Genomic DNA, 20597 nt, shown 5'->3' on the forward strand with positions numbered 1-20597 from the left:
CACACCACCACATCGCGCCTGGTCAGGGCGTCGGCCATCAGCATCGTCCAGCCCTGCGACTTCCCGGCCCGGGTCATGCCCATCACCAGCCAGTGCGCCAACGCGCGGCCGGCGGCGTCGTCACCGGTGAGCCACAGATGGCCGACCTCGCCGTCCTCGTACACGCCGGCGGGCAGCGGGTCGTGGATGGATCCGCCCGGGTTCGACGGGCCCGGCCACACCGCGCCGCGCTCCAACGGGTCGTTGGGGACGATGACCAGCTCGGCGCGGCCGGCGTCGTGCGGGTCGGCGGCGATGCGCACCGCACCCGGCCGGACGCCCAGCGCGCCAGCCATCTTGTCGGCAACGCCCTGCAAGTCCTTCACGGTCTGCTCACCGCGGTTGACCTCGACCTGGGCGACGACCCGGCCTTCGATTTCCTTCGGCTTGTACACCTCGCCGCCGGCGAGCACCTTGTCGAGCTTCGACTCCTGCGGCTCGCCCTGCTGCTCCGCGGCACCGTTGACGACCATGCGGCGGATCGTCCAGAACACGCAGATCCCGAATCCGCCGAACGCCCACGCGTCGATGACACCCCTGGTCAGGGGGCCGACGAGCATCCCGACGATGAACCAGAACCCACCCAGCCCCGCGGAGACGGTGCCCATCCAGCGGAGCACCTCGTCGCGGGGACGCAGCACCCGCCACGTGAACGGGACCAGGCCGGCGACCAGCGCGAACGCTGCCATGCTCATCCACGGCGCGGCCACCGGGTTCCGGCCCCACACCACGTAGGCGATTGAGGACAGCATCGGCAGGAGCATCCACGCCACCCACGGCGGGGCGTAGGTGAGCAGCCGCGACGCGCCGTGCTTCTGCACCCGGCTCCCCGTGGCCTTGCCAGCGTTCGCGCTGGTCGCACGCTTAGCCATCGCTGATCAGAGTCCCTTCATGTCGAACACCTTGCGCTGCCGCTTGGCGCCGATGACGTCCTGGTACTCGGACAGGAACGCCCGCGGGATGCGGGCGATGCTGGCCTGCGCCCCGTGGAGCAGCTCCCCGGCGCGGCGGGCGTGCCGGGCGACACGGCGGGCGCGGGCGTTCGGTGGCCGGCGATCCATCGAGGGGATGGTCGCCAGCGCCTGGTGGATGTCGTAGGCGCCCTGCAAGACGATCAGGCCGGAGTTGGAGGCGACGCGTCGTCCCAGCTCACACCACGTGAATAGGGCTTCGGCGTTCTCGAACTCGATGTCGCCGAGGACGGAGAAGTCGGCGTCAGATCCCACGGTCAGGCCTCCTGGTCGTCGATGGTGTTGGGCTTCGGGTTGTCGTGGCGGTACTCCATGGCGAGCGCGAACACGGTCACGGCCATGAGCAGCACGCTGGTGATGAGCGCGCCGTAGTAGAGCTGCTGGCGGTTGATGTACTCGCCGTAGACCGCGAGCAGCGCGAACGCGCCGGCGATCATGGAGGCGGCGTTGACGAGCCGTCCCCCAGCCGCTGCGCTCGTAGACGGTGTCGGGCTCGTCGAGGGTCAGGTCGACCTCGGTGTCGGTGTGCGTCCGGGTGTCGGACATGATGGGTGTTCCTTCCTCTGTTGGGGTTGGATGCGGGTCCCGGCCCGGCTGTAGGAGGTGGGACCGGGACCCGCAGCTTGGGTCAGACCGGGACCTGGTCCAGGTCTGCGGGTGAATCGGGAACGTGCACCGGACCGCCCTGCGCGTCGCGCTGGGCCCGGTAGATACGGACCGCCTCCGTCGCGTCCTGCTTGCGCCAGCGGTACCGGTTGACGACGGCGCTCACAGACACCGGACCGGGCTGGTCAGCGGGGTGGTCCACCCACAACTGCTCCACCATCGCCAGCACCCGCGGCGCCGGCTGCTTCTGCGCAGCGGACCGGGTGGACCGGGCCGCGGTGGACCGCTTCGCCTGCTTGCGGACCGGCGGCGTGTGGACCGGGGGAGGGTCGGTGTGGACCGGCTCGGGCTGCGTGGGAGTGGACCACTGCCACGGGTCCACCCGCTCCTGGTCCACCTCGACCGGCTCCGGATCGGTGTGCACCGGCTCCGCCTGGTCCACGTCCGCGTTCGGCTTCGCGCCCATCGCGCTGGCCGCCTCAACGAGCGTCACCAAAAGGTGAACCGACAGCGCCAGCATCACCGCAGGGATCGCCGACACCGCGAACCGCACCTGACTCTCCTCGATCACCAACGCGGCGCCAGCCGGCGGGATCGCGTGGAGACCGTTGCAGGCGATCGAGATCCCGGCACCGACGAGCACAACCGCCCACGGGTACCAGGCGGTGCTGCCGGTCATCCGGCGCAGCACCACCGCCGCGATCGTCGCCACGGCCATCGCCCCGTCCACGGAGACCGGCAGCAGCCACGCCCACTCGGTGCGGATGCGGGAGGCGATACCGACCGCGCGGATCGCGTCGTAGGACAGCGCGAACCCGGCTACGGCGACGGCGAGGGTGCCAGCGGAGGCGACCGTGCCGGCGAGGATCCCGAAGGCGATCGTGCGGATGCGGGGCCAGTTCATCGCTCGGCCCCCACCATCGCGATGTGCTCAACGTGCCCGGCCCCGTCCGCGACGTACACGACGGCGTAGTCGACGCCGTGCGCCACGACCAGGCCCCGGGCGGTCTCGACCGCCTCGACCTCGTGGCGGGCGATGAAGCGCTCGGTGCGCCGGAAGCGGGCGCCGGCGGCGTAGAGGTCGCATCGGTAACTCGGCATGTCCGCCAGCATGACACATCTTGGAAAGGTTGGAAAGGTTGGTAGAGTACTTCGCATGTTGAGCCCACCGCTTGCTCCCGCCCAGGGCCTTGCCATGCGACCATTGGTCAACTTGCAAGACCTGGCAGACCTGGGAGACGACGTGGCCGAGAGCGGATACCTGACCATCAAGCAGGTCCGGGACCGCCTCGTCGCCGCCGGCTACAGCGACAGCGACCAGACCATCCGCCGCCTCCTAGCCGACGGGAAGCTCGGCAAGGAAGGCATCGACTGGTACCGCACCGAACGCGGCAGGTACCGGATGGTTTCCGCCGATGCGGTGGACCGGCTCATCGCCCAGCGTCGCCAGCAGGGCGAGTAGCAGGCTCCCGTCCACTCGGGACGCTCACGGCCCGTAACCCAAGATCCTCAGATACTGCAAAGAGGTTCGCGTCCGATAGGGGCGGACCGGACGCCCGGTCATCGATCGGACGCGACGAACGGTCACCAACCGCAATCTGCTAGATGCAAGCTGCACGCGAATGGACCATGATGGGTCCCTTCACATCGACGCACCACACACGAACAACCGTTCCCGTCGGCCATCATGGCTGGTAGGAACTACACCAACGTAAGTCCCGGGCAGACACCACCGTGGGGGGAGGTGACCGCCATGCACCACCGCACACTCCAACGGGCGCTGCTGCTCGGCGCGTTCACCGCCGCCGGTGTCGCTGGCGCCGTCGCCTGGCAGTCCGCCGCCCACGCCGCCGACAAGCCGCCCGCCGCAGTCCACCAGCCGGGGGGTCTGGTGGAACGCGCGGTGGACCTGCCCGAGCAGGCGGCCGACCGGGCCCACGAGGTCGTCGAGGACGCCACCGAGCACGAGCCGGAGAACGAGGCGCCGGCCGACGAACCCGAGCACGCCGACGAGCCCCGCGGCGAGACGCCCCGCCAGGACGACGAGCCCGCCCAGGAGCCGGCCGACGACGACAGCGGCGAGGTCGCCCCGGAACGCCCGGTCGACGAGCAGCCCGCCGAGGAACCGCCGGCCGAGACCGAGCCGGAGACGCCCACCGACCCGGTGCCCGACGTCCCGCCGGTCGTCACCCCGCCGACCACACCGCCCGTGGTGGTCAACCCGCCCCCGGTCGTGGTCAACCCGCCGCCCGTCATCGTGACCCCCGTCCCCGAGACCCCGGCGCCGCAGCCCGACCTCTACGAGACCACCGAGCCCCCCGAGCCCCAGCCGGCGGCGGCGCCCGCCCTCGACGAGCCGGACCTCCCGGCCACGCCCACGATGCCCCTCGACCTGCCCGTACTCATCGGCCCCGTCCCCGCCACCGGCACCCCGCGCGAGGACGGCATCCGCCCGGTCGAGCCGCAGCAGGCGGCCCAGGTGCCGCTGTGCGCCGACGAGCTCGACGCGGCCCACCTCGACCCGAAGCGCATCACCATCCCGCTCGAAGTGCAGCACCACCGCAAGAAGGCCACCGCCGCGAGTACCCGCGGCAAGCCCTGCCCCGGTACACCCGGCGCACCCGACCCGCAGACAGCCGGCGCAGGCAACGTCAAACCGCCACCGCCCACCGGCGAGCAGCTCGTCGCCGAATCCGTGGCCGCCGCCTACTCCCGGCCGATCCTCCACCGGCTCTACCAGCTCCGGCCCCGCAGCCACATGCCCGCCGGACGCATGGAACACCCCGAGCCCGGACCCGCATAGCCGCCCCCCAGCCCGCCGCACCACAGCGGGCACGCGCCGGCAAGCCCACCATCCCGGGCTCCCGGCACGGAGGTGGGGGGAGCCGCCTCCGATCACCCGTCCCAGCAACGATCGGAGCTGAAACCAGAGTGAGTACCACCGCACCGAAACCACCGACGAAGCGCCTGCTGCTCACCGCCGGCCTCACCGCTGGCGCCACCATCGGGACCTGGGTCATCACCGGCATCGGGCACTTCGTCTTCTCCGGCATCCCCGCCCACCGCATCCCGGTGTATATCGGGCTGGGCGTCATCGGCATCATCGCGAGCGCCTGCCTGTTCACCCGGTACGCCATCCAGAAGCACCGCCGCGACGCGTGGTGGGAGGGCTTCTCCGCCAGCGACGAGCCGGCCGCCGAGGTGATCGAGCTGCGCGACTTCCGCCGCGACGGCAACGACACGCGCGGCTTCGGCACCGGCTCGACCAGCTAAGGCACGGAGAGTAGTCTCGGAAATGTGTACTGGACGGTGTACTGACCTTCTCTGACTGCCCCTGAATACGTCTCAGGTCAAGCCCCTGAGCAGGGACATTCAGACAAGGTCAGTCCGATCCAACACGCTCGTAATGCGTAGGTCGACGGTTCGATTCCGTCAGGCGGCTCGGTGAAGAAGCCCAGGTCATTGGCCTGGGCTTCGCCGTTTTCCAAGGTTTACAACTTTGCCGCCGGCCGTGCCCAGTCCGCATCTCCTCGCCGCGACCGCCGCGCCCATCTGGTTGGCGACCGCGTCCAGGTCGTCAGCGAACAGCCGCAGCGCTACTCAGTGACGGAGCCAGCCGGCTCACCGACCGCTTTGGCCTCACCGACTGGACCGGCCTCCTGAGGATCCTGCACGACCACGGCCCAGCCGACCTGATCCGCCGTGTATGCGCCGCAGAAGACTCCGACCCGCAGGGCGAGCGCTGGCCCCGTGGCAAGGCCCACGACGACGCGACCGCCGCCTACTGCACGCAACTGCTCGACGCATAGCGTCGCGGTCCTGTCTAGTCCCACCACATGCTCGACGAATCCGTCCCAGCACATGCACGACAGCCGGCCTTGGTTGCTCAGTCGACCCGGTTACAGTCGGTGACCCCTGAGCGACTGGGGCGCACACTCACATGCCGACGTGTGGAGGCCCCGGCGTGGGTCCTACGGCGCGTGCACGATCGGCTGATCGCCTCCCCACATCTCCACCACCGTTCCACCGGCTCCCGCTCGGACGAGATCCAGAACGACCGCGACAACGTCGGCCGGAGGAATCAGCGGCCGAGATGCTGCCCGCTCGTCGGCATTCATGCGCTCCCATTGCGCTCGGGCCCGGCTCAGCCCGATCCAGTCCGGCGCCACGCACATCATTCGGACCCCGTGGCTGCTCGCCAAGCTGGCCAGACTGGCGGTGAACCGAATCAGACCAGCCTTCGCTGCCCCGTATTCGGGCGAGCCGTAGGACCCGAAACCGATGCCACCGCTGGATGCGATGTTGATGATGGCGCCACCACCTTGTTGCCTCATCGGGTCTAGAACGAGCTGACTGAGCAGCATCGGGGCGATGAGGTTGAGGTTGATCGTCGCGGCCCACTCCGCGGCCCTCGCCTGCGGATACTGTCGCCGCGGGGTCCAGCCGCCGGCATTGTTGACAAGCACATGAGGACCGCCGAGGTTTTGCGCGGCCGCCACGACAAGGGCCAAGTCGTCATGCCCTCGTACGTCGACGCACAACCCTCGAGCCGGCATCCCACGCTCCTCGATCAAGCTCGCACACGCCTGCGCAGCTGGCTCATCGAGGTCGGCGACGACGATGCCGTAACCGGCGTGAGCCAAGCCGAGCGCGATCTCGCGCCCCAATCCACTGCCGGCGCCAGTAACGATCGCGGTGCGAGCCATGATCACACTCCCTTGACGTCATCTCATCGCGGTCGACTCTTCCTACCCGCACACGTGCCGCCCGAGACGCATGCGGACACGACCGACCGCCGGCGGTCCGCACAGGTGGCCGGTTCCGACTGAGCACCCGGATCTGCCGCATTCCGCGTGGCCGTCCGTCACAGCGAGCGGTTCTCACTGCCGAATTGACCTCTTGAGGATCAAGACGGCCCGCAAAGCGGGCCGCGCCGGCCCGGCCCCGGCCTGCTGGCGACCTCCGGCCGGCATCGGCCGGGCCGGCCGGCCACGTTTACGGACGACAAGACCTCGAAGACCTCGGGGCGCTGCCCCGAACCCCGGCCCTCCTCAGAGATCGGCCGGGTCGATCACCTCGCCGGGCACCACAAGGGCTACCAGCCTCCCCGGACGGGGCCAAGGTCGTTCGTCCGGTAGGGCGCTCCACCTTGTCCCCGTCCGGGGAGGCTGGACGGTCTGGCGACTGCCCGACGAGGAGATCCGCCACTAGGGGCGGGGTGGCAGGAGCGAACGACATGAGCTCTACTGCCACAGTAATGATCGAGCGAGGTTGCTTCTCCTGTGAGAACACCGCCCGGTTTGACGAGCTGCCGCCGCGTGAGCGGATTGCCAGCGATGAGCACTGGCGTGTGGCGCATGCCGCAGGCACCGGCCTACCGGGCTGGCTCGTGCTCGTCCCGCGCCGACACGTGCTCACCATCGCTGACCTGACCGATGCCGAGGCAGCCGGGTTGGGCTACTGGCAGGTGCGCCTGTCGCGAGCGCTGCATGCCGTGACTGGGTGCGTGAAGACGTACATCGTGCAGTTCGCGGAGGCGGAGGGCTTCGGCCACGTTCATTTCCACGTGATCCCACGGCCGGCCGATCTGCCCGTTGACCGCCGGGGGCCGAACGTTTTCGGATTCCTGGGGCAGCCGGAGGGCCAGGTGGTGAACGTTGACGAGATGGACGGCGTAGCGAGCGCCCTCGCACAACGGCTGGCTCGCGCAGGCGACACCAGCCAGGGCCATCACGGGCCATCCACGGGCCAGTAGCGGTGGCATGCACCGGTCACGAGAGGGCACGAGACGCAGTCCAGCGAGCCGCCGGCCGCAGGCCTTTCGGACATCACGACCGGTTGAGCGCGCTCTTCCAAACTGAGGCTCCGGCGCTTGGCGCCCCAGGAGAGTTTGGCTGGTAGGTAGCTACTCTCTGGCCGCTAGACCGGCAAGCGCGTATGCAACGACGACCAGAGTGCCGATCAGGAGCCATGGTGGCGCAAAGGTAGGGAGGTCGAGTGCCCCCCACCCGCAGATGAGCACGCCACTGATCATCAGGCCCAGAAGCGAGACTGCCCATGGGCGGCGCAAGCCGGCGGCCCATGCGACGAGCAGGCCGAGAACCACGCTGCCCGGGACTCCGACCCCAAGCGTGACGAGGACGGTGGACCCGAGGGTTTCCGGACCGTCGATCTCCGGATGGCGGTCGATGACCGAGCTCGCATACTGCGTCGCCAGGTAGAAGGCACCGGAAACTGCAAGACCCGCGGCGGCGCCCCGCAACCCATCCAGCAGCGAGGTTGGCACTGCGCGGCCGGGCGAGGCGGTCATGCCGCAAGCATTGTCTACTGAACTGCAAAGCACCAACCGCCGCGCGACCGCCAACGACCGCCATTGGTGACAGCAACAACGACAGCAACGCCGCCGGACTGGCGGGTACGGGGTAGGACGGTGACAGGCGTAGAGCCAGGACTTACAAGCGATGGCGGACCGTTTCGGACGGCTCCGCCGAGGCTACGGATCAGAGGGTCTGGCTTGGGAGCCACGCGTGGGAGCCACTGAGGCGAACCGAGCCGGACGAACTGGGACCGATTCAGTTGCCGAGAGCGCGGCGACCAGGGCGACGCGGACTTTGCCGAACGCCTGCGGAGAGGTCTTGGGAATCTACGGATCAGATGGCGGCACCGCACTGCATCAGTCCTCATTCAATCCTCAAGGGGCCGGGCCGCGCCCACCGACACTGAGAGATGCCGAGAGGGATTTCCGCAGGCCAGGCGGGGTTGGGGCAGGTAGACCGAGGTGGGCAACATGATCTCGTAATGCGTAGGTCGACGGTTCGATTCCGTCAGGCGGCTCGGTGAAGAAGCCCAGGTCATTGGCCTGGGCTTCGCCGTTTTCCAAGGTTCACAACTTTGCCGCCGGCCGTGCCCAGTCCGCATCTCCTCGCCGCGACCGCCGCGCCCATCTGGTTGGCGACCGCGTCCAGGTCGTCAGCGAACAGCCGCAGCGCTGCTCAGTGACGGAGCGAGCCGGCTCACCGACCGCTTTGGCCTCACCGACTGGGCCGGCCTCCTGAGGATCCTGCACGACCACGGCCCAGCCGACCTGATCCGCCGTGTTTGCGCCGCAGAAGACTCCGACCCGCAGGGCGAGCGCTGCTGGCCGCCGGCAAGGCACACGACGACGCGACCGCCGCCCACTGCACGCAACTGCTCGACGCATAGCGTCGCGGTCCTGCCCTCCGTCGACTGATGCGCGACATCCGTCCGCCAACTGATCTGCGACGCCTCCGCACGCTGATCGCGGCATGAGTGTGCGTCAGCGAGCGCAGAAGCCGGTAGAAGGTTCGCCTATCCCAACCTCTCGCGGACGAACGTTGCCAGCGCCTCTCGGGATGGTTGGCCCCAGCCGATGCAGAACGGGTGGCCGGCTGGATCGGCGTACACCCGGTGCCCCTCATCGCTTTCCAGATCACCGGCTTGCAGCAAGCGGGCACCGAGCCTCATCGCCTGTTCGTGCGCCGGCTCGGGGTCCTCAACGTGGAGGTCCATGTGTACCTGCTGAGGCTCGCCGTCCGGCCAGTCGGGAGGAACATGCTTCGGCGCGAGCTGGACGCCGATCCGCCACTCACCGGCCGCGTCGATGACGCTGTGGAACGTCTCGTCCTCAAAGACGTGCCCACCTAGCATCCCGGCCCAGAACGCGCTTTCAGCGTGCAGGTCAGCGGCTTCGAACACGACCACGGTTCGTATCAGTTCCATGAAAGTCGATCCTATGAACGCGTCCGACGGCGCGCCAGATTCGACTTTGCGGCAACAGCACGCTCATCGGCATGACAGGACCTCGCGTAGCGGCCACCCTGTCGCCCCCAGCTTGCTGGATCTGTCGCGCATCACCTGGCGGAACTGCGTCGCACATCAGTTGTCGGATCACATAGCGTCGCGGTTCAGACTGCCGAATTGCGCTCTATCAGATCAAGGCGGCCCGCGAGAGGGCCGCGCCGGCCGCGCTCGGCCTGCTGGCGGCGCAAGCGCCGGCATCGGCCGGCGCGCCGGCCAATGAAGGGCATGCCTCCGGCGGGGGCCAGACGACTCCGGAATGAGTTGCCGAACGGTTTCGGTCAGTCCTTCGAGCCAGAGCGGAGCTCTTCACGGACGTCAAGCCGGAGACGCCGCCCCGACCGGCCAGGACCGCCGATAGCCGGTACCGCCGCGGTCGGGGCGTTGTGCATCTGCTGGCCACCGCCATCGAGGAGGGCCGGGACCTGTCCTCGATGAGCGGCGTCCTGGCCGGCACCGCCTACTGTCTGCTGCTGGCCTGACGGCGGGGTGTTCGGCGGCTAGTTCAGATGCCGGGTGAAGAACCGGGCCGCGGCGTCCCCCGCGAACTGCGGGACACCGGTGTGCCCGCCCATATTGGCGTGCAGCGTCTTCTCCTTGGAGCCGAAGGCGTCGAACAGGTCCAGGGCTAACTGCCGATCGTTTCCTTCGTCGTCCCACTGCAGCAGGACATGCAGCGGAATGGTGACCTGCCGGGCCTCTTCGAACATGATGCGGGGCACGAAACTCCCGGCGAACAGAACGGCGGCCGATATGCGCGGCTCGACCACCGCCAGCCGGACGCCGATGGCGATCACTCCCCCCGAGTACCCGACCGGGCCGCCGATCTCGGGCAGCGAAAGGAGGGCGTCCAGGGCGGCCTGCCATTCCGGGACCGCCTTCTCGACCAGTGGGAGGACGAGCCGGTCGACAATCTCGTCGTCCACCGGCTCGCCGGCCTGCAGCAACCGGTGCAGGTCGGCGCGGGCCTGCTCGACGGCGGCGAAACGGGGCCGGTCACCGCCTCCGGGGAGCTCGATGGTGGCCGCGGCGAAGCCGTCCGCCGCGGAGTGCCGGGCCCGGGCCACCAGTCGGGGGTACATCTTGTGCAGTCCGCCGGGATGGCCGATCAGGATCAGCGGCGCCGGTGTGGACGCGGATGCGGATGCGGGCGTCCACAGGATGCCGGGGATCTCGCCGAGGGTGAATTCGCGCTCGAGGACACCGTCATCGAGGCGCTGTTCGGAAATGAATCGCACGGTCGTGCCTTTCGGGAGTGCTCGTGAACGGCGCTCCCGGACGACCTATCGCCCGACCGTGACTCCAGAGGGGAGCACCCATGTCGATACGTTCACGGGTACCACCTCCTCGGTCTCTCGCACGGACTCCGGAAAGGTAGCAGTAGTCGCCGTGGCCCGCCAACGGGTTTTTGCGAAGGCTCCGTGGCCGGACACTGGCGGACAGCCGTCTTGATCCTTGGTAAGGCGAGGGTCGGCGATTGCTTCCGGCCGTCGGCAGCGGCGCACGGATGTGACCCCACCGCCGCCCACTCCTGCCAGTGAGGCATAGGTCCCGCTCGCGCACACTTAGGCGGATTTGACGGCCTGTGCGATCAATGCCGCGCCGGAGGCGACGAGGGTGGCCGCAACCAGCACCAGGACCAACCGGGTCAGGACCCGGCCGGCGACCGCCCCGACGATGACCCCGTACTGCTCCTGTTCGGCTCGCACGAACCGGCTGGGCAGCAGCAGGACGGCCACCCCGGCGAACAGGAGCGCGGCACCGGCGACGGAAGGCATGAGGCGCCTCCTCGATCGATCCTAGTGCGGCCGGCGAGGGGCGCGCTCTGTGAACACAAGAGCAGCCAGGCGAGGAGTGGAGATCTGGCAGCGCCGTCCGCAAGGGCAGCGTGCCTGGGCGGTTTGGAAGATCATGAAGCCCGACCCGGCGACGCTCTGGAGAGGCACAGCATGGCGACCGCGCGAACGCGAAAGGTCACGGGCATCCTGTTGCTCGTCCTGCTCCTGCTCATCGTCGTCGGCGTCTTCGGCTGGGTTCTGTGGGATTTTTCGCGGTCGATGGACTTCGACTAGCCGAGGCCGTGATGGGTTGTCCAGGGGCCAGTACCTGTGCTCTCGGGATTGAATATTGGACACCGCGACCCGCCCCTCGCCACGCGCACCACGAGGCAGAAATGAGCGGCCGCATCTGGTCCGCAAGAGGTCGCGGACGGCGCGGGAAGAGGTCCGGTTACTCTACCCTGCCTTTGATTGCCAGCCTGACCTCTTCCTGCAGTTGATCCGCGACAAGGTTCCACCTGTGCTCGGCAATGATTTCGTTTACCTTGTCTGCCGGCATGCTGGGGCTCTTCTCGGCGAATAGTTGGCGCAGGTAGTCGTCGGCGTAGGTGGTTCGATCGACCGAGCGGCCGGTGGTCATGTTGTCGATTAACCGACCTGTCGACATTGCCTTCCAGAGCGGCAGTTCCACGCGCGGAATCATGGCTAGCCTGGCGAAGACGTCGTTGGAGAACAGAGGGCCGTCAGGCCTCCTGCTGGCGCGCTCTGCGAAATCGTTCTCGTCAAACCTCAGTGCTAGATCTCTCAGCACCTCCAGTTCGAACGCACTGCGGCCCTGATCCTTTGCCACGCGGTACGACTCTTCCGCAACCCTGTACGCCTTGACCGCGAGATACAGGGCCACGAGCCCAACGAGGCTCGAGACTGCGTTGAAGATCAGGCCAGCCATCTCCACAGCGACCATCCAAGCAGCACCGATCTACCGTTCAACCGTGCGCCAGTGCCTCGTCTTCGTAGCGAACAGCTGTCTACATGATCGCACCACCAACTGAGTAACGGCAGGTCGTCGATTGGGTGCCACAGCGCATGCCGAGCCTTCCGACGCGGCCCACGGACGCGCACGACAGCCGGCGCTGTCGGCACGATCGTGGCAAGCAACTGGTTAGCCGCCGAGGCGTCGCAAGCCATCCTTGATGGCCCCGCGCAGCATGGTCCCGTAGTCGTCCTCGGGTAGAACGGCGACGTGCCGCTGGGCCTCGAGGAGCGCGTCACGTGCGCCCGCACTGTCACCGAGGCGCTCGCGGGCCAGGCCCACCCCGACGTACAGGGACGGGTACAGGGTGGCCACCCGCTCGTCGCCGACCGCGTGGGCGAGATCGAGCGCCTCCTGGTTCCACCGCAGGACGTCCGTCGGCTCGTCCTGATGGCGGGCGACGTAGTGCGCCGCCACACACGCGTCGTAGTCGTCGCGGCTCGCGTCCCACGCCTGCTCGAACAGCGTACGGGCGTCCGCGCGGCGTCCTTCGGCCTCGGCCCGCATGCCTTCCTGGCACAGCTTGACCACCGGGTTGTCCAGATCCACGTCTCTCCTCCGTCCTTCGGCCCGTCCGGCCGCCCGAGGATCGTCGAGGGTCATCCAGGTCGAGGGTCAAGCGGCACGCGGGCGATCGCCTGCGGGAGCGGCGACGGAACGGCCGGAAGCCGGAAACCCGTTGGCGACGTCGGCGTCCGGCCGGGCAGGCTTGCGGCCGTGATGCTTCATGAGGGCGAGATTCCGGTGGACGAGGTGGTCGTCCGCTCGCTGCTGGAGGAACAGCGACCGGAGTGGGCCGCCCTTTCCCTGTCACCCGCCGGCTCAGGCACGGACAACAACATGTACCGGCTGGGGGACGACCTGCTCGTACGGCTGCCGCGCACCCCAGACAAGGCGGCCACGCTGCGCAAGGAGCAGACGTGGCTTCCACGGCTGGCGCCCCGTCTGGCCTGCCGGATCCCGGAGCCCGTCCACGCCGGGACGCCCGGAGCCGCGTTTCCGCTGGCCTGGTCGGTGTACCGCTGGATCGACGGCGAGGAGCCCGGCCCCGGTGCGGTCACCGACTGGGCCGCGTTCGGTCGGGACCTCGCGGAGACGGTACGCAGCCTGCACACCGTCGACCTCATGGGTGCCGCCCGCACGGGCAGCCTGAGCGGGTACCGCGGTGGTGCGCTGGGCCCCTGCGACGGGTGGGTCGGTGAGTCCTTCGACGCCTGCCGGGCGATCCCGGGGCTCGACCTGGACGTCGCGTTCCTGCACCAGTTGTGGCGGGACGCTCTGGCGCTGCCCGATCCCGCCGGGCGGCACGTGTGGCTCCACGCGGACCTGAAACCGACCAACCTGCTGGTGCGGGACGGCCGGCTGCACGCGCTCATCGACTTCGGCGGCCTGCAGGTCGGCGCACCGGACGCCGAACACGCGCCGGTCTGGGATCTTCCGGCAGAGGCGCGCGGCGCCTACTGGGACGCCATGGACCTGGACCACCTGACGTGGCTGCGTGCGCGGGCGTGGGCCGTGGCCGTCGGGATCAGCGGGGTGTCGTACTACTGGCACACGTATCCGGCGTTCGTGCGTGAGTGCCTCGCGCGTCTCCACGCGATCCTCGCCGAAGCCGGCCACGACTGACCGCCGGCCGGGACCGACCGCCGGGCACGACTGACCGCCGGCCAAGACTGACCGCCGGCCAGTACTGAGCGACCAGCCCAGTACCCGGCGCCGAGCGACGACGAGCCGAACGACGGCGAGTAACCGGGGTGCGCCGCCGCACGGCCGGGCGCGAGAATGCGGCGTGATCACCGACCACTGGCCCCTCCTCGGGTTGCGCCTGCGGACCGAGCGCCTCGAACTGCGGCTGCCGGGCGACGACGACCTCGCGGCCCTCGCCGACCTGGCCGTGCGCGGCGTGCACCGGCCGGACGAACGGCCCTTCCTGACCCCGTGGACGGATCTGCCGCCACGGGAGCTGGCGCGGAGGGTGGTGCAGTGGCAGTGGCAGACCCGCGGTCAGTGGACGCCCCAGGACTGGACCCTGCAACTGGTGGTCTTCGAGCACGGCCGGCCGGTGGGTGTGCAGCAGATGCGCGGGCGTGACTTCGCCGTGCTCCGGGAGGTGAAGAGCGCGTCCTGGCTCGGCCTGGAGCACCAGGGGCGGGGCGTCGGGCGGGAGATGCGGGCCGCGATGCTGCACCTGGCCTTCGCGGGTCTCGACGCCGAGTACGCCGTCACCGAGTCGTTCGCCGACAATCCCGCGCCGCTGGCGGTGTCGAAGCGGCTGGGCTACCGGCCGGACGGGATCAGCCGGGACGTCCTCGACGGCGAGGTGCGGGTCTCGGAGCGGCTGCGGCTGGCGCGCCGGGACTGGGCCGTCGCCGACCGTCCGGCCGTCACCGTGGAGGGCCTGGACGCCTGCCGCGAGCTGTTCGGGATCGGCTCGGCCGCCTGACCCGAGCGGCCGTGCCGCGGCCCGGCCCGCGCCACCGACGCGATGCAGGCCCGTGCCGTAGCCCTGCCCGAGCCGCCGACGGCGGTGCAGGCCCGTGCCGCGGCCTGCCCGAGCCGCCGACGCGGTGCAGGCCCGTGCCGCGGCCCCGCCCAGGCGGGACCGCGGCCGCGCCCGAACGAGAATCAGGCGCCGCTCGTACCGGTGTTCATGGCGGCGATGAAGACCAGGAGGAACCCGAGCACGCCGAGGATCGTGAAGATGTAGCTCAGGACGAGGCCGGCCGTGGCGATGCCGCCGCCCTGCTCGCCGGTCCGCTGGATCTGCTTCTTGGCGATGTGGCCGAGCACGATGCCGGCCGGGGAGAACACGAACGCGAAGACCAGCGACAGGATCGCCATGACGTTGGTGCCGGCGACCTGCGGCGCGGCGGACGCGTGCCGCTCGTGCTCGGTGTACGACGGTTGACTCATCGGTCCCTCCCTGGAAGCTCGCTGTGAGCCTCCAGATGTCCACAAGGGAGATCATGCAAACATGGATCTCGATACGATGTTCCTTCGCGCGATCACGTGCCCAGGTCAGCGACGCTGACCTGGGCACGTAATCGGGGTCGAGGGTCGCCGCAGGGGGCAAGGTGGGTGCCGGGCCCGCGGCGACCCGGGGCGGCCCGGCTCAGCCGTCCTCGCGGTCCGGGTTCTCGAGGCGGAAGAAGTTGCTCTGCTTCCCGTCGGAGCGCTCCTCCTGGTAGATGAAGTTCAGCCGGCGCCCGTCAAAGGTCTCGAACCACTCCTTCCAGCCGATCTCCCGCAACCGTTCGTCGCGGCCGTTGCTGGGGAAGTCGAAACGCAGGACGCCGGGACGCCCGTCGTGCTCGGTGCCGTCCACCGTGCACGGCACGCCGCCGCGTTCCTCGGCCCACTGGCGGATCACGTCGTGGTCGGTGGTCACGAGGCTGCGTCCGGGACGCTCGGGCTCGTCGTCGACCGAGGTGACCTCCTGCGAGTACTTCAGGGACGACGAGCTGTGCGGGCCGGTGCGGACGCCGCCGGACGACCCGCCGGACGACCCGGACGACCCGCCGGATCCGTTGCCGGAGGAGTCCTCGCGAAGGCTCCGGATCAGGGCCTTCACCAGCTCGTCCTTCTTCATGTCGGTGGTGCCGCCGACGCCGCGCCGGCTGAGCCGGCTGCGCAGCTCGTCCACCTTGAGCTCGGCGATCTCGCTCTCGTTGATGTCGGGGGTGTTCGGGGTCTGGTTGCCCGGTGGGTTCGTGGTCGCGGTCGTGCCCGAGTTGCTTCGCGTGGCCATGGCAGGTGCGTCCTTCCGTCGACCCGTGTCGGGGGTGGCGCCTTTCCGCGCCGGGGTCACCCGAACCAGTACCCCGAGCCGTCCCGCCAAACATCCCTCACCCGTCGACGGGCTCCGGCAGGTCCCGCAGGCGGCGTACCGGGGAGAAGATCACCCAGAGCACGCCGGCGAGCGCGCCCACGGTGGCGATCCAGAGCGCCTCACGTACGCCGATGGCCGCGCCGAGGCCGCCACCGATCACCGCGCCGATGGGGCGGATGCCGTAGTTGATCGTGCGCCGTACGCCGGAGGCACGGGCCAGCAGGTGCTCGGGCGTGAGCGCGGTCTGCACCGAGCCGCCCACGATGTCGAGCACCATGACGCCCACCGCGCAGAGGAACTCGGCGGCGAACAGCATCCCGAGCACCGCCGGGGTCGGCCCGCCCGCGAGCGGCACGAGCAGCAGGGGAGCGGGGAAGAGCACGAAGGAGGCCACGAGGGTCGGCCCGATCCCGAACCGGCGGGTCAGCCGCCCGGTGACGGCCGCGCCGAACAGCCCGCCCACGGCGCCCGCGCCGAGCACCGCGCCGAGCAGGCCGGGCGAGAGGTGCAGCTCCCGGGTCGCGTAGAGCACGAAGAGCGCCGCGAACATGAAGTTGAACAGGTTGAGCGTGGTGGTGCCGAGGAGGATCGCCCGCATCATGGGCGTCCGCGTGATGAACCGCAGGCCCTCGCGGAGCCCCAGGCCTCGGCCGCGCGCCGGCGCCGGCTCCGTCGGCCGGATCCGCCCCAGGAAGTACGCGGACACGAGGTACGACACGGCGTCGGCGACCAGGGCGATCGGCGCGGTGAGCGCCTGCACGAGGAGGCCGCCGATGCTCGGCCCGGCGACCAGGGACATGGCCCGGCTGCCGTTGATGAGGGTGTTGGCGTCGACGTAGTCCGGTCGGGCCACCAGGGACACGAAGAGCGGCCCGCGGGCGACCTCGAAGAGCACGGCGAGCGTGCCCATCGCGAACGCCACCGCGTAGAGCTGGGGCAGGGTGAGCACGTCGAGCAGGTACGCCGCGGGGATGGTGGCCAGCAGGAGCGCCCGGCCGACGTCGGCGAGGATCATGATCCGTCGCTTGTGCGGCAGCCGGTCCACCCAGCCGCCGGCCACCAGGGAGAAGAGCAGGTTCGGCGCGAGCAGGGCGGCGGTGAGGTAACCCATCTCGGCGGGCCCGGCGTCGGTGATGAGCACGGCCAGCAGCGGCAGCGCCAGCGTGGAGATCTCGTCGCCGAAGTAGGACACGGTCTGCGCCGACCAGTACCGCCGGAACGTCACCTCGCGCAGCAGTCGGGGCAGGCGGCCGCGGCGGACCGGGCCGCTGGGAGCGGAACCGGCCGGAACGTCGGCGATGTCGGGAGCGGGCGTGGCAACCGGGGTGGTGGGCAGGTCAGCGCTCATGGGAGTCACCCGACCCGGTCGCCTCTGCGGGCGGCGCGGACGCGTCCGCGGGCTCGCCGCCCGGGGTGGGCGACAGGACGGCGAGGCGTACGAAGGTGACCCGGCGGGCGTCGGCCGGCCGGCGGGACGGGTCGGCGACCCGGTCGTCGTACGTGGAGAGCACCGCGTCGATCCGGGCGGTCAGCTCGGCCATCTCCTCGGCGGTGACGTAGAGGGGCCAGTCGCCGAATCCGGTCACCGCCCGCCAGGCCGCCGGTTCCTCCGGCCGCCGGGCGAGCGACTCCTCGGCCTGTCGGGTGTAGAGCGCGAGCTGCGCCCGGTGCAGGTCGTCGGTGGCGGAGCGCACCTGCGGGTCGTCGGAGTCGTCGTCCCAGGAGGTGGCGAGGGCGGTGGCCCGCCACGGCCGCTCCCGGCCGTCGGCGGCGGGCGCCCGCTCGGCGAGCCCGTACTTCGCGAGTTGCCGCAGGTGGAAGGAGCAACTGGCCACACTCTCGTCGAGCGCCTCGGCGGCGCGGGTGGCCGTCATCGGGCCCTGCCGGCGGAGCAACCCGATGAGGGACAGCCGCAGCGGATGCGCGTAGCCGCGCAGCGCCTTGGGGTCCGTCAGCTTCACGCGGGGCAGCGTCATACGCTAAAGCTATCTTTAGAAAGCTATCTTTAGCAACCGCGCAAGCCCGAGACGGATCGACGCGGGACGGTCAGACGTACAGCTTCGTCACGTAGTCCGGGCCGTAGTGGCGCTCCAGGGCGGCGAGGTCCAGCTCGGGCGCCTCGACCTCCTTCACGAGACGCGCGCGGGTGGGGAGCGCGTCCGGCTGCCACGTCTCCGGCATCCACAGCTCGGACCGGAGGAACGCCTTCGCGCAGTGGTAGAAGATCTGCTCGATCTCCACCACCACGGCGAGGATCGGCCGGTGGCCCTTGACCGTCATCTCGTCGAACCACGGCGCGTCGCGGACGAGCCGGGCCCGGCCGTTGATGCGCAGCGTGTCGGTACGCCCCGGAATGATGGAGATCAGCCCGACGTGCGGGTTGTCGAGGATGTTGCGGTAACCGTCCGCCCGCCGGTTGCCCGGCCGCTCCGGCACCGCGATGGTCCGGTCGTCGAGCGCCAGCACGAAACCGGGCGGGTCGCCCTTGGGCGAGACGTCGCAGCTGCCGTCCGCTCCGGCGGTCGCCACCAGGCAGAACGGCGACGCGGCCAGCCACTGCCGGTCCCGATCGTGCAGCCGCGTGCGTTCCTTGTTGGCCGCCCGCGCGGTCGGCGTGCCCAGCAGCTCGCGCAGTTCGTCGTGCGAGGTGATCTCCACCGTCACGTGACCTCCCCGGAGGCGTTGACCATGATGGCGGAGCCGCCGCGCTGCGACCCCGTTCGCCAGCCTAGGGCAGACGCCCGAGCCCGGGTTTGCCCGCCGGAGCCGGGGGTACCGCCACTCACTGCGGCCGCCAGCGGATGGAGAGGTGCTGCGATGAGTGAACAGAGCGGTGGCGGATTCGGTCGCGGCTGGCTGAGCCGGCAACAGGGCTGGGATCCGATGGGCGAGCTCCAGTCGCTCCGCGCCGAGTTGCGCCGGCTGGTGGGCGGCCGGTCCGGGCCGCCGGACGTGGAGCTGGGCGAGACGCCCGACGGATGGGAGGTGGTCGTCCGGCTTCCCGGCGTGGCGCCCGAGGAGGTGGCCGTCGAGCTGGACGACCGGGAACTCTGCGTCCGCGCCCGCTCCGAGGCGGAGGTCAACGCCGACCACGGCATTCCCGGCGGTTTCGAGACGCGCGGCTTCGAGTACCGCGTGGAGCTGCCGTCCCGCGTGGACCCCGACGCGATCGACGCGGTGATGGACCACGGCCTGCTCCGTGTTCGGCTGCCGCGTGCGGCCCGGCCGGCGCCGCGCACCATCACCGTGGGCCGCTCCGGACCCCACACCGGGTCTCTCGGCGACCGTACGCCGATGCCGGGCGACCCGGCCGCGGACCGGGAGCTGCACCGCCCGGACACGGCGGCCGGCGAGATCGACCGGCCGTAGCGGGCGGAGTGGCCGCCGCGTCCCTGCTCGGCCCGGCCGCCGAGCCCCTGCCCGAGGTCGAACGGATCGCCGTGCTGCGCGCCAACGCGCTCGGCGACTTCATCTTCGTGCTGCCCGCGTTGGACGCGCTGCGCGCGGCGTACCCCGAGGCGGAGATCGTGCTGCTCGGGGCGCCCTGGCACGCGAAGCTCTGGCGCGACCGCCCCGGCCCCGTGGACCGGGTGCTCGTGGTGCCGCCCGCCGACGGCATCCGCTACCCGGAGCCCGATGAGCCGGCCGCCGCCATGGACGACTTCCTGGCGGCGGCCCGCACGGAGCGCTTCGACCTGGCGCTGCAGCTGCACGGGGGCGGTGGCAACTCGAACCCGCTGGTCGCCGCGCTCGGCGCCCGGGTCACGGCCGGCCTGCGCAGCGAGAACGCGCCGCCGCTGGACCGGTGGATCCGGTACGTCTACTACCAGCACGAGGTGATCCGCTACCTGGAGGTCGTGGCGCTGGTCGGCGCGCCGGCCACCACGATCCTGCCCACGCTCGCCGTGACGGTGGCCGACCGGGCCGAGGCGGCGGAGGTGCTCGGCCCGCCGCGGGCGCCCCGGGTGGCGCTGCACCCCGGCGCCACCGACACCCGGCGGCGCTGGCCCGCCGAGCGCTTCGCCGAGGTCGCCCGGGAGCTGGTCGGTGACGGGTACGAGGTGCTGGTCACCGGCACCCCGGCGGAACGGGAGGTGGTCGACCGGGTGGTCGAGGCGGCCGGGGTGCCGCTGCGGCCGCAGGTCGGCACGCTCAGCCTCGGCGGGCTGGCCGGCTGCTACGCCGACTGCGCGCTGGTCATCTCCAACGACACGGGCCCGCTGCACCTCGCCGGGGCGGTCGGCGCGCCCACCGTCGGCATCTTCTGGGTCGGCAACCTCATCAACACGGCGACCCCGCTACGCGGCCGGCACCGCCCGATCACCTCGTGGACGGTGCACTGCCCGGTCTGCGGCGTGGACTGCACCCCGGGCATCTACCCGCACCGGCCCGGCGACGGCGAGTGCCCGCACCGGGACTCCTTCGTGATCGACGTGCCCGTCGTCGAGGTGCTCGACGCGGCCCGGGAGCTGCTCCGCCCGGAACCCGGCGCGCCCTGATCCCACGACCCCGCCCGGCCGGGC

25 protein-coding genes and 1 pseudogene are annotated in these 20597 nt (G+C 70.4%); 9 read left to right on the top strand and 17 right to left on the bottom strand.

Features of this window, described 5'->3' with window-relative positions; genetic code table 11:
- The 5 genes and pseudogenes from ACSNOA_RS03545 to ACSNOA_RS03565 form a co-directional block, all read right to left on the bottom strand.
- Positions 1-911: pseudogene (locus ACSNOA_RS03545) on the bottom strand (hypothetical protein); the annotation flags it as partial.
- Between the two features lie 6 nt (positions 912-917).
- On the bottom strand, positions 918-1265 hold the full coding sequence (locus tag ACSNOA_RS03550; RefSeq protein WP_436655026.1) for a hypothetical protein: 348 nt from the start codon (positions 1263-1265) through the stop codon (positions 918-920).
- Positions 1266-1267: 2 nt separating this feature from the next.
- Entirely contained in the window at positions 1268-1447 is a 180-nt protein-coding gene (locus ACSNOA_RS03555; protein WP_436656219.1) for a hypothetical protein, read from the bottom strand.
- Between the two features lie 191 nt (positions 1448-1638).
- Positions 1639-2520 (bottom strand): DUF2637 domain-containing protein, encoded by an 882-nt coding sequence (locus ACSNOA_RS03560; RefSeq protein WP_436655030.1) that lies wholly within the window; start codon positions 2518-2520, stop codon positions 1639-1641.
- Entirely contained in the window at positions 2517-2717 is a 201-nt protein-coding gene (locus tag ACSNOA_RS03565; protein ID WP_436655032.1) for a hypothetical protein, read from the bottom strand. Before ACSNOA_RS03565 ends, ACSNOA_RS03560 begins: the two co-directional genes overlap by 4 nt.
- Before the next feature lie 142 nt (positions 2718-2859).
- Between ACSNOA_RS03565 and ACSNOA_RS03570 the strand changes: the two genes are divergently transcribed.
- The 3 genes from ACSNOA_RS03570 (at position 2860) to ACSNOA_RS03580 (ending at position 4889) form a co-directional block, all read left to right on the top strand.
- Complete coding sequence (locus ACSNOA_RS03570) at positions 2860-3078, top strand: hypothetical protein (protein ID WP_436655034.1); 219 nt, start codon at positions 2860-2862, stop codon at positions 3076-3078.
- 291 nt (positions 3079-3369) lie between these two features.
- Positions 3370-4419 carry a hypothetical protein gene (locus tag ACSNOA_RS03575; RefSeq protein WP_436655036.1) on the top strand — a complete coding sequence of 350 codons (1050 nt, stop codon included), beginning with the start codon at positions 3370-3372 and terminating at the stop codon, positions 4417-4419.
- A 128-nt stretch (positions 4420-4547) separates the two neighbouring features.
- Complete coding sequence (locus ACSNOA_RS03580; RefSeq protein WP_436655038.1) at positions 4548-4889, top strand: hypothetical protein; 342 nt, start codon at positions 4548-4550, stop codon at positions 4887-4889.
- 698 nt (positions 4890-5587) lie between these two features.
- On the opposite strand, the gene ACSNOA_RS03585 is transcribed toward ACSNOA_RS03580, so the two are convergent.
- A complete protein-coding gene (locus ACSNOA_RS03585; RefSeq protein WP_436656221.1) occupies positions 5588-6322 on the bottom strand; it encodes an SDR family NAD(P)-dependent oxidoreductase in 735 nt (244 codons plus the stop codon).
- 551 nt (positions 6323-6873) lie between these two features.
- On the opposite strand from ACSNOA_RS03585, the gene ACSNOA_RS03590 reads away from it, so the two are divergent.
- Positions 6874-7371: an HIT family protein gene (locus tag ACSNOA_RS03590; RefSeq protein WP_436656223.1), complete on the top strand. Its 498-nt coding sequence runs from the start codon at positions 6874-6876 to the stop codon at positions 7369-7371.
- 150 nt (positions 7372-7521) lie between these two features.
- Here ACSNOA_RS03590 and ACSNOA_RS03595 read toward each other — a convergent pair whose 3' ends face one another.
- The 4 genes from ACSNOA_RS03595 to ACSNOA_RS03610 all read right to left on the bottom strand — a co-directional run bounded on the left by ACSNOA_RS03595 (position 7522) and on the right by ACSNOA_RS03610 (position 11212).
- Positions 7522-7926: a hypothetical protein gene (locus ACSNOA_RS03595; protein ID WP_436656225.1), complete on the bottom strand. Its 405-nt coding sequence runs from the start codon at positions 7924-7926 to the stop codon at positions 7522-7524.
- Positions 7927-8945: 1019 nt separating this feature from the next.
- Complete coding sequence (locus ACSNOA_RS03600; RefSeq protein WP_436656227.1) at positions 8946-9356, bottom strand: VOC family protein; 411 nt, start codon at positions 9354-9356, stop codon at positions 8946-8948.
- A gap of 578 nt (positions 9357-9934) precedes the next feature.
- Positions 9935-10672, bottom strand: coding sequence for a dienelactone hydrolase family protein (locus tag ACSNOA_RS03605; RefSeq protein ID WP_436656229.1), 738 nt, complete (start codon positions 10670-10672; stop codon positions 9935-9937).
- A gap of 327 nt (positions 10673-10999) precedes the next feature.
- Positions 11000-11212, bottom strand: coding sequence for a hypothetical protein (locus ACSNOA_RS03610; protein ID WP_436656231.1), 213 nt, complete (start codon positions 11210-11212; stop codon positions 11000-11002).
- 171 nt (positions 11213-11383) lie between these two features.
- Between ACSNOA_RS03610 and ACSNOA_RS03615 the strand changes: the two genes are divergently transcribed.
- Complete coding sequence (locus tag ACSNOA_RS03615; protein ID WP_436656233.1) at positions 11384-11506, top strand: hypothetical protein; 123 nt, start codon at positions 11384-11386, stop codon at positions 11504-11506.
- A gap of 157 nt (positions 11507-11663) precedes the next feature.
- Here the strand turns inward: ACSNOA_RS03615 and ACSNOA_RS03620 are convergent, their stop codons facing one another.
- Together ACSNOA_RS03620 and ACSNOA_RS03625 are read right to left on the bottom strand one after the other, a co-directional pair.
- Positions 11664-12176, bottom strand: a complete 513-nt coding sequence (locus ACSNOA_RS03620) for a hypothetical protein (protein WP_436656235.1) — start codon at positions 12174-12176, stop codon at positions 11664-11666.
- Between the two features lie 198 nt (positions 12177-12374).
- Positions 12375-12794 (bottom strand): hypothetical protein, encoded by a 420-nt coding sequence (locus tag ACSNOA_RS03625; RefSeq protein WP_436656237.1) that lies wholly within the window; start codon positions 12792-12794, stop codon positions 12375-12377.
- Positions 12795-12965: 171 nt separating this feature from the next.
- On the opposite strand from ACSNOA_RS03625, the gene ACSNOA_RS03630 reads away from it, so the two are divergent.
- Positions 12966-13871, top strand: a complete 906-nt coding sequence (locus tag ACSNOA_RS03630; protein WP_436658305.1) for an aminoglycoside phosphotransferase family protein — start codon at positions 12966-12968, stop codon at positions 13869-13871.
- Between the two features lie 163 nt (positions 13872-14034).
- Positions 14035-14688: a GNAT family N-acetyltransferase gene (locus ACSNOA_RS03635; RefSeq protein WP_436656239.1), complete on the top strand. Its 654-nt coding sequence runs from the start codon at positions 14035-14037 to the stop codon at positions 14686-14688.
- Between the two features lie 182 nt (positions 14689-14870).
- Here ACSNOA_RS03635 and ACSNOA_RS03640 read toward each other — a convergent pair whose 3' ends face one another.
- The 5 genes from ACSNOA_RS03640 to ACSNOA_RS03660 all read right to left on the bottom strand — a co-directional run bounded on the left by ACSNOA_RS03640 (position 14871) and on the right by ACSNOA_RS03660 (position 18738).
- Entirely contained in the window at positions 14871-15158 is a 288-nt protein-coding gene (locus ACSNOA_RS03640; RefSeq protein WP_436656241.1) for a DUF4190 domain-containing protein, read from the bottom strand.
- 199 nt (positions 15159-15357) lie between these two features.
- A complete protein-coding gene (locus ACSNOA_RS03645) occupies positions 15358-15993 on the bottom strand; it encodes a hypothetical protein (RefSeq protein ID WP_436656243.1) in 636 nt (211 codons plus the stop codon).
- Positions 15994-16090: 97 nt separating this feature from the next.
- Positions 16091-17422 carry an MFS transporter gene (locus ACSNOA_RS03650; protein ID WP_436656245.1) on the bottom strand — a complete coding sequence of 444 codons (1332 nt, stop codon included), beginning with the start codon at positions 17420-17422 and terminating at the stop codon, positions 16091-16093.
- On the bottom strand, positions 17412-18050 hold the full coding sequence (locus tag ACSNOA_RS03655) for a helix-turn-helix domain-containing protein (RefSeq protein ID WP_436656247.1): 639 nt from the start codon (positions 18048-18050) through the stop codon (positions 17412-17414). Before ACSNOA_RS03655 ends, ACSNOA_RS03650 begins: the two co-directional genes overlap by 11 nt.
- A 70-nt stretch (positions 18051-18120) precedes the next feature.
- Positions 18121-18738, bottom strand: coding sequence for a pyridoxamine 5'-phosphate oxidase family protein (locus ACSNOA_RS03660; RefSeq protein ID WP_436656249.1), 618 nt, complete (start codon positions 18736-18738; stop codon positions 18121-18123).
- 153 nt (positions 18739-18891) lie between these two features.
- Between ACSNOA_RS03660 and ACSNOA_RS03665 the strand changes: the two genes are divergently transcribed.
- On the top strand, positions 18892-19443 hold the full coding sequence (locus tag ACSNOA_RS03665; protein WP_436656251.1) for an Hsp20/alpha crystallin family protein: 552 nt from the start codon (positions 18892-18894) through the stop codon (positions 19441-19443).
- Between the two features lie 8 nt (positions 19444-19451).
- Complete coding sequence (locus tag ACSNOA_RS03670; protein WP_436656253.1) at positions 19452-20573, top strand: glycosyltransferase family 9 protein; 1122 nt, start codon at positions 19452-19454, stop codon at positions 20571-20573.
- Positions 20574-20597: the final 24 nt, after the last annotated feature.

The organism is Micromonospora sp. URMC 103 (assembly GCF_051386435.1).
Taxonomy (GTDB): domain Bacteria; phylum Actinomycetota; class Actinomycetes; order Mycobacteriales; family Micromonosporaceae; genus Micromonospora.

Bases quoted from the DNA above. Each gene is read 5' to 3' on its own strand.
- ACSNOA_RS03555 (WP_436656219.1), bottom strand. From the start codon at position 1,447: ATGATCGCCGGCGCGTTCGCGCTGCTCGCGGTCTACGGCGAGTACATC.
- ACSNOA_RS03560 (WP_436655030.1), bottom strand. From the start codon at position 2,520: ATGAACTGGCCCCGCATCCGCACGATCGCCTTCGGGATCCTCGCCGGC.
- ACSNOA_RS03565 (WP_436655032.1), bottom strand. From the start codon at position 2,717: ATGCCGAGTTACCGATGCGACCTCTACGCCGCCGGCGCCCGCTTCCGG.
- ACSNOA_RS03575 (WP_436655036.1), top strand. From the start codon at position 3,370: ATGCACCACCGCACACTCCAACGGGCGCTGCTGCTCGGCGCGTTCACC.
- ACSNOA_RS03585 (WP_436656221.1), bottom strand. From the start codon at position 6,322: ATGGCTCGCACCGCGATCGTTACTGGCGCCGGCAGTGGATTGGGGCGC.
- ACSNOA_RS03590 (WP_436656223.1), top strand. From the start codon at position 6,874: ATGATCGAGCGAGGTTGCTTCTCCTGTGAGAACACCGCCCGGTTTGAC.
- ACSNOA_RS03595 (WP_436656225.1), bottom strand. From the start codon at position 7,926: ATGACCGCCTCGCCCGGCCGCGCAGTGCCAACCTCGCTGCTGGATGGG.
- ACSNOA_RS03600 (WP_436656227.1), bottom strand. From the start codon at position 9,356: ATGGAACTGATACGAACCGTGGTCGTGTTCGAAGCCGCTGACCTGCAC.
- ACSNOA_RS03610 (WP_436656231.1), bottom strand. From the start codon at position 11,212: ATGCCTTCCGTCGCCGGTGCCGCGCTCCTGTTCGCCGGGGTGGCCGTC.
- ACSNOA_RS03615 (WP_436656233.1), top strand. From the start codon at position 11,384: ATGGCGACCGCGCGAACGCGAAAGGTCACGGGCATCCTGTTGCTCGTC.
- ACSNOA_RS03620 (WP_436656235.1), bottom strand. From the start codon at position 12,176: ATGGTCGCTGTGGAGATGGCTGGCCTGATCTTCAACGCAGTCTCGAGC.
- ACSNOA_RS03630 (WP_436658305.1), top strand. From the start codon at position 12,966: ATGCTTCATGAGGGCGAGATTCCGGTGGACGAGGTGGTCGTCCGCTCG.
- ACSNOA_RS03640 (WP_436656241.1), bottom strand. From the start codon at position 15,158: ATGAGTCAACCGTCGTACACCGAGCACGAGCGGCACGCGTCCGCCGCG.
- ACSNOA_RS03645 (WP_436656243.1), bottom strand. From the start codon at position 15,993: ATGGCCACGCGAAGCAACTCGGGCACGACCGCGACCACGAACCCACCG.
- ACSNOA_RS03650 (WP_436656245.1), bottom strand. From the start codon at position 17,422: ATGAGCGCTGACCTGCCCACCACCCCGGTTGCCACGCCCGCTCCCGAC.
- ACSNOA_RS03655 (WP_436656247.1), bottom strand. From the start codon at position 18,050: ATGACGCTGCCCCGCGTGAAGCTGACGGACCCCAAGGCGCTGCGCGGC.
- ACSNOA_RS03665 (WP_436656251.1), top strand. From the start codon at position 18,892: ATGAGTGAACAGAGCGGTGGCGGATTCGGTCGCGGCTGGCTGAGCCGG.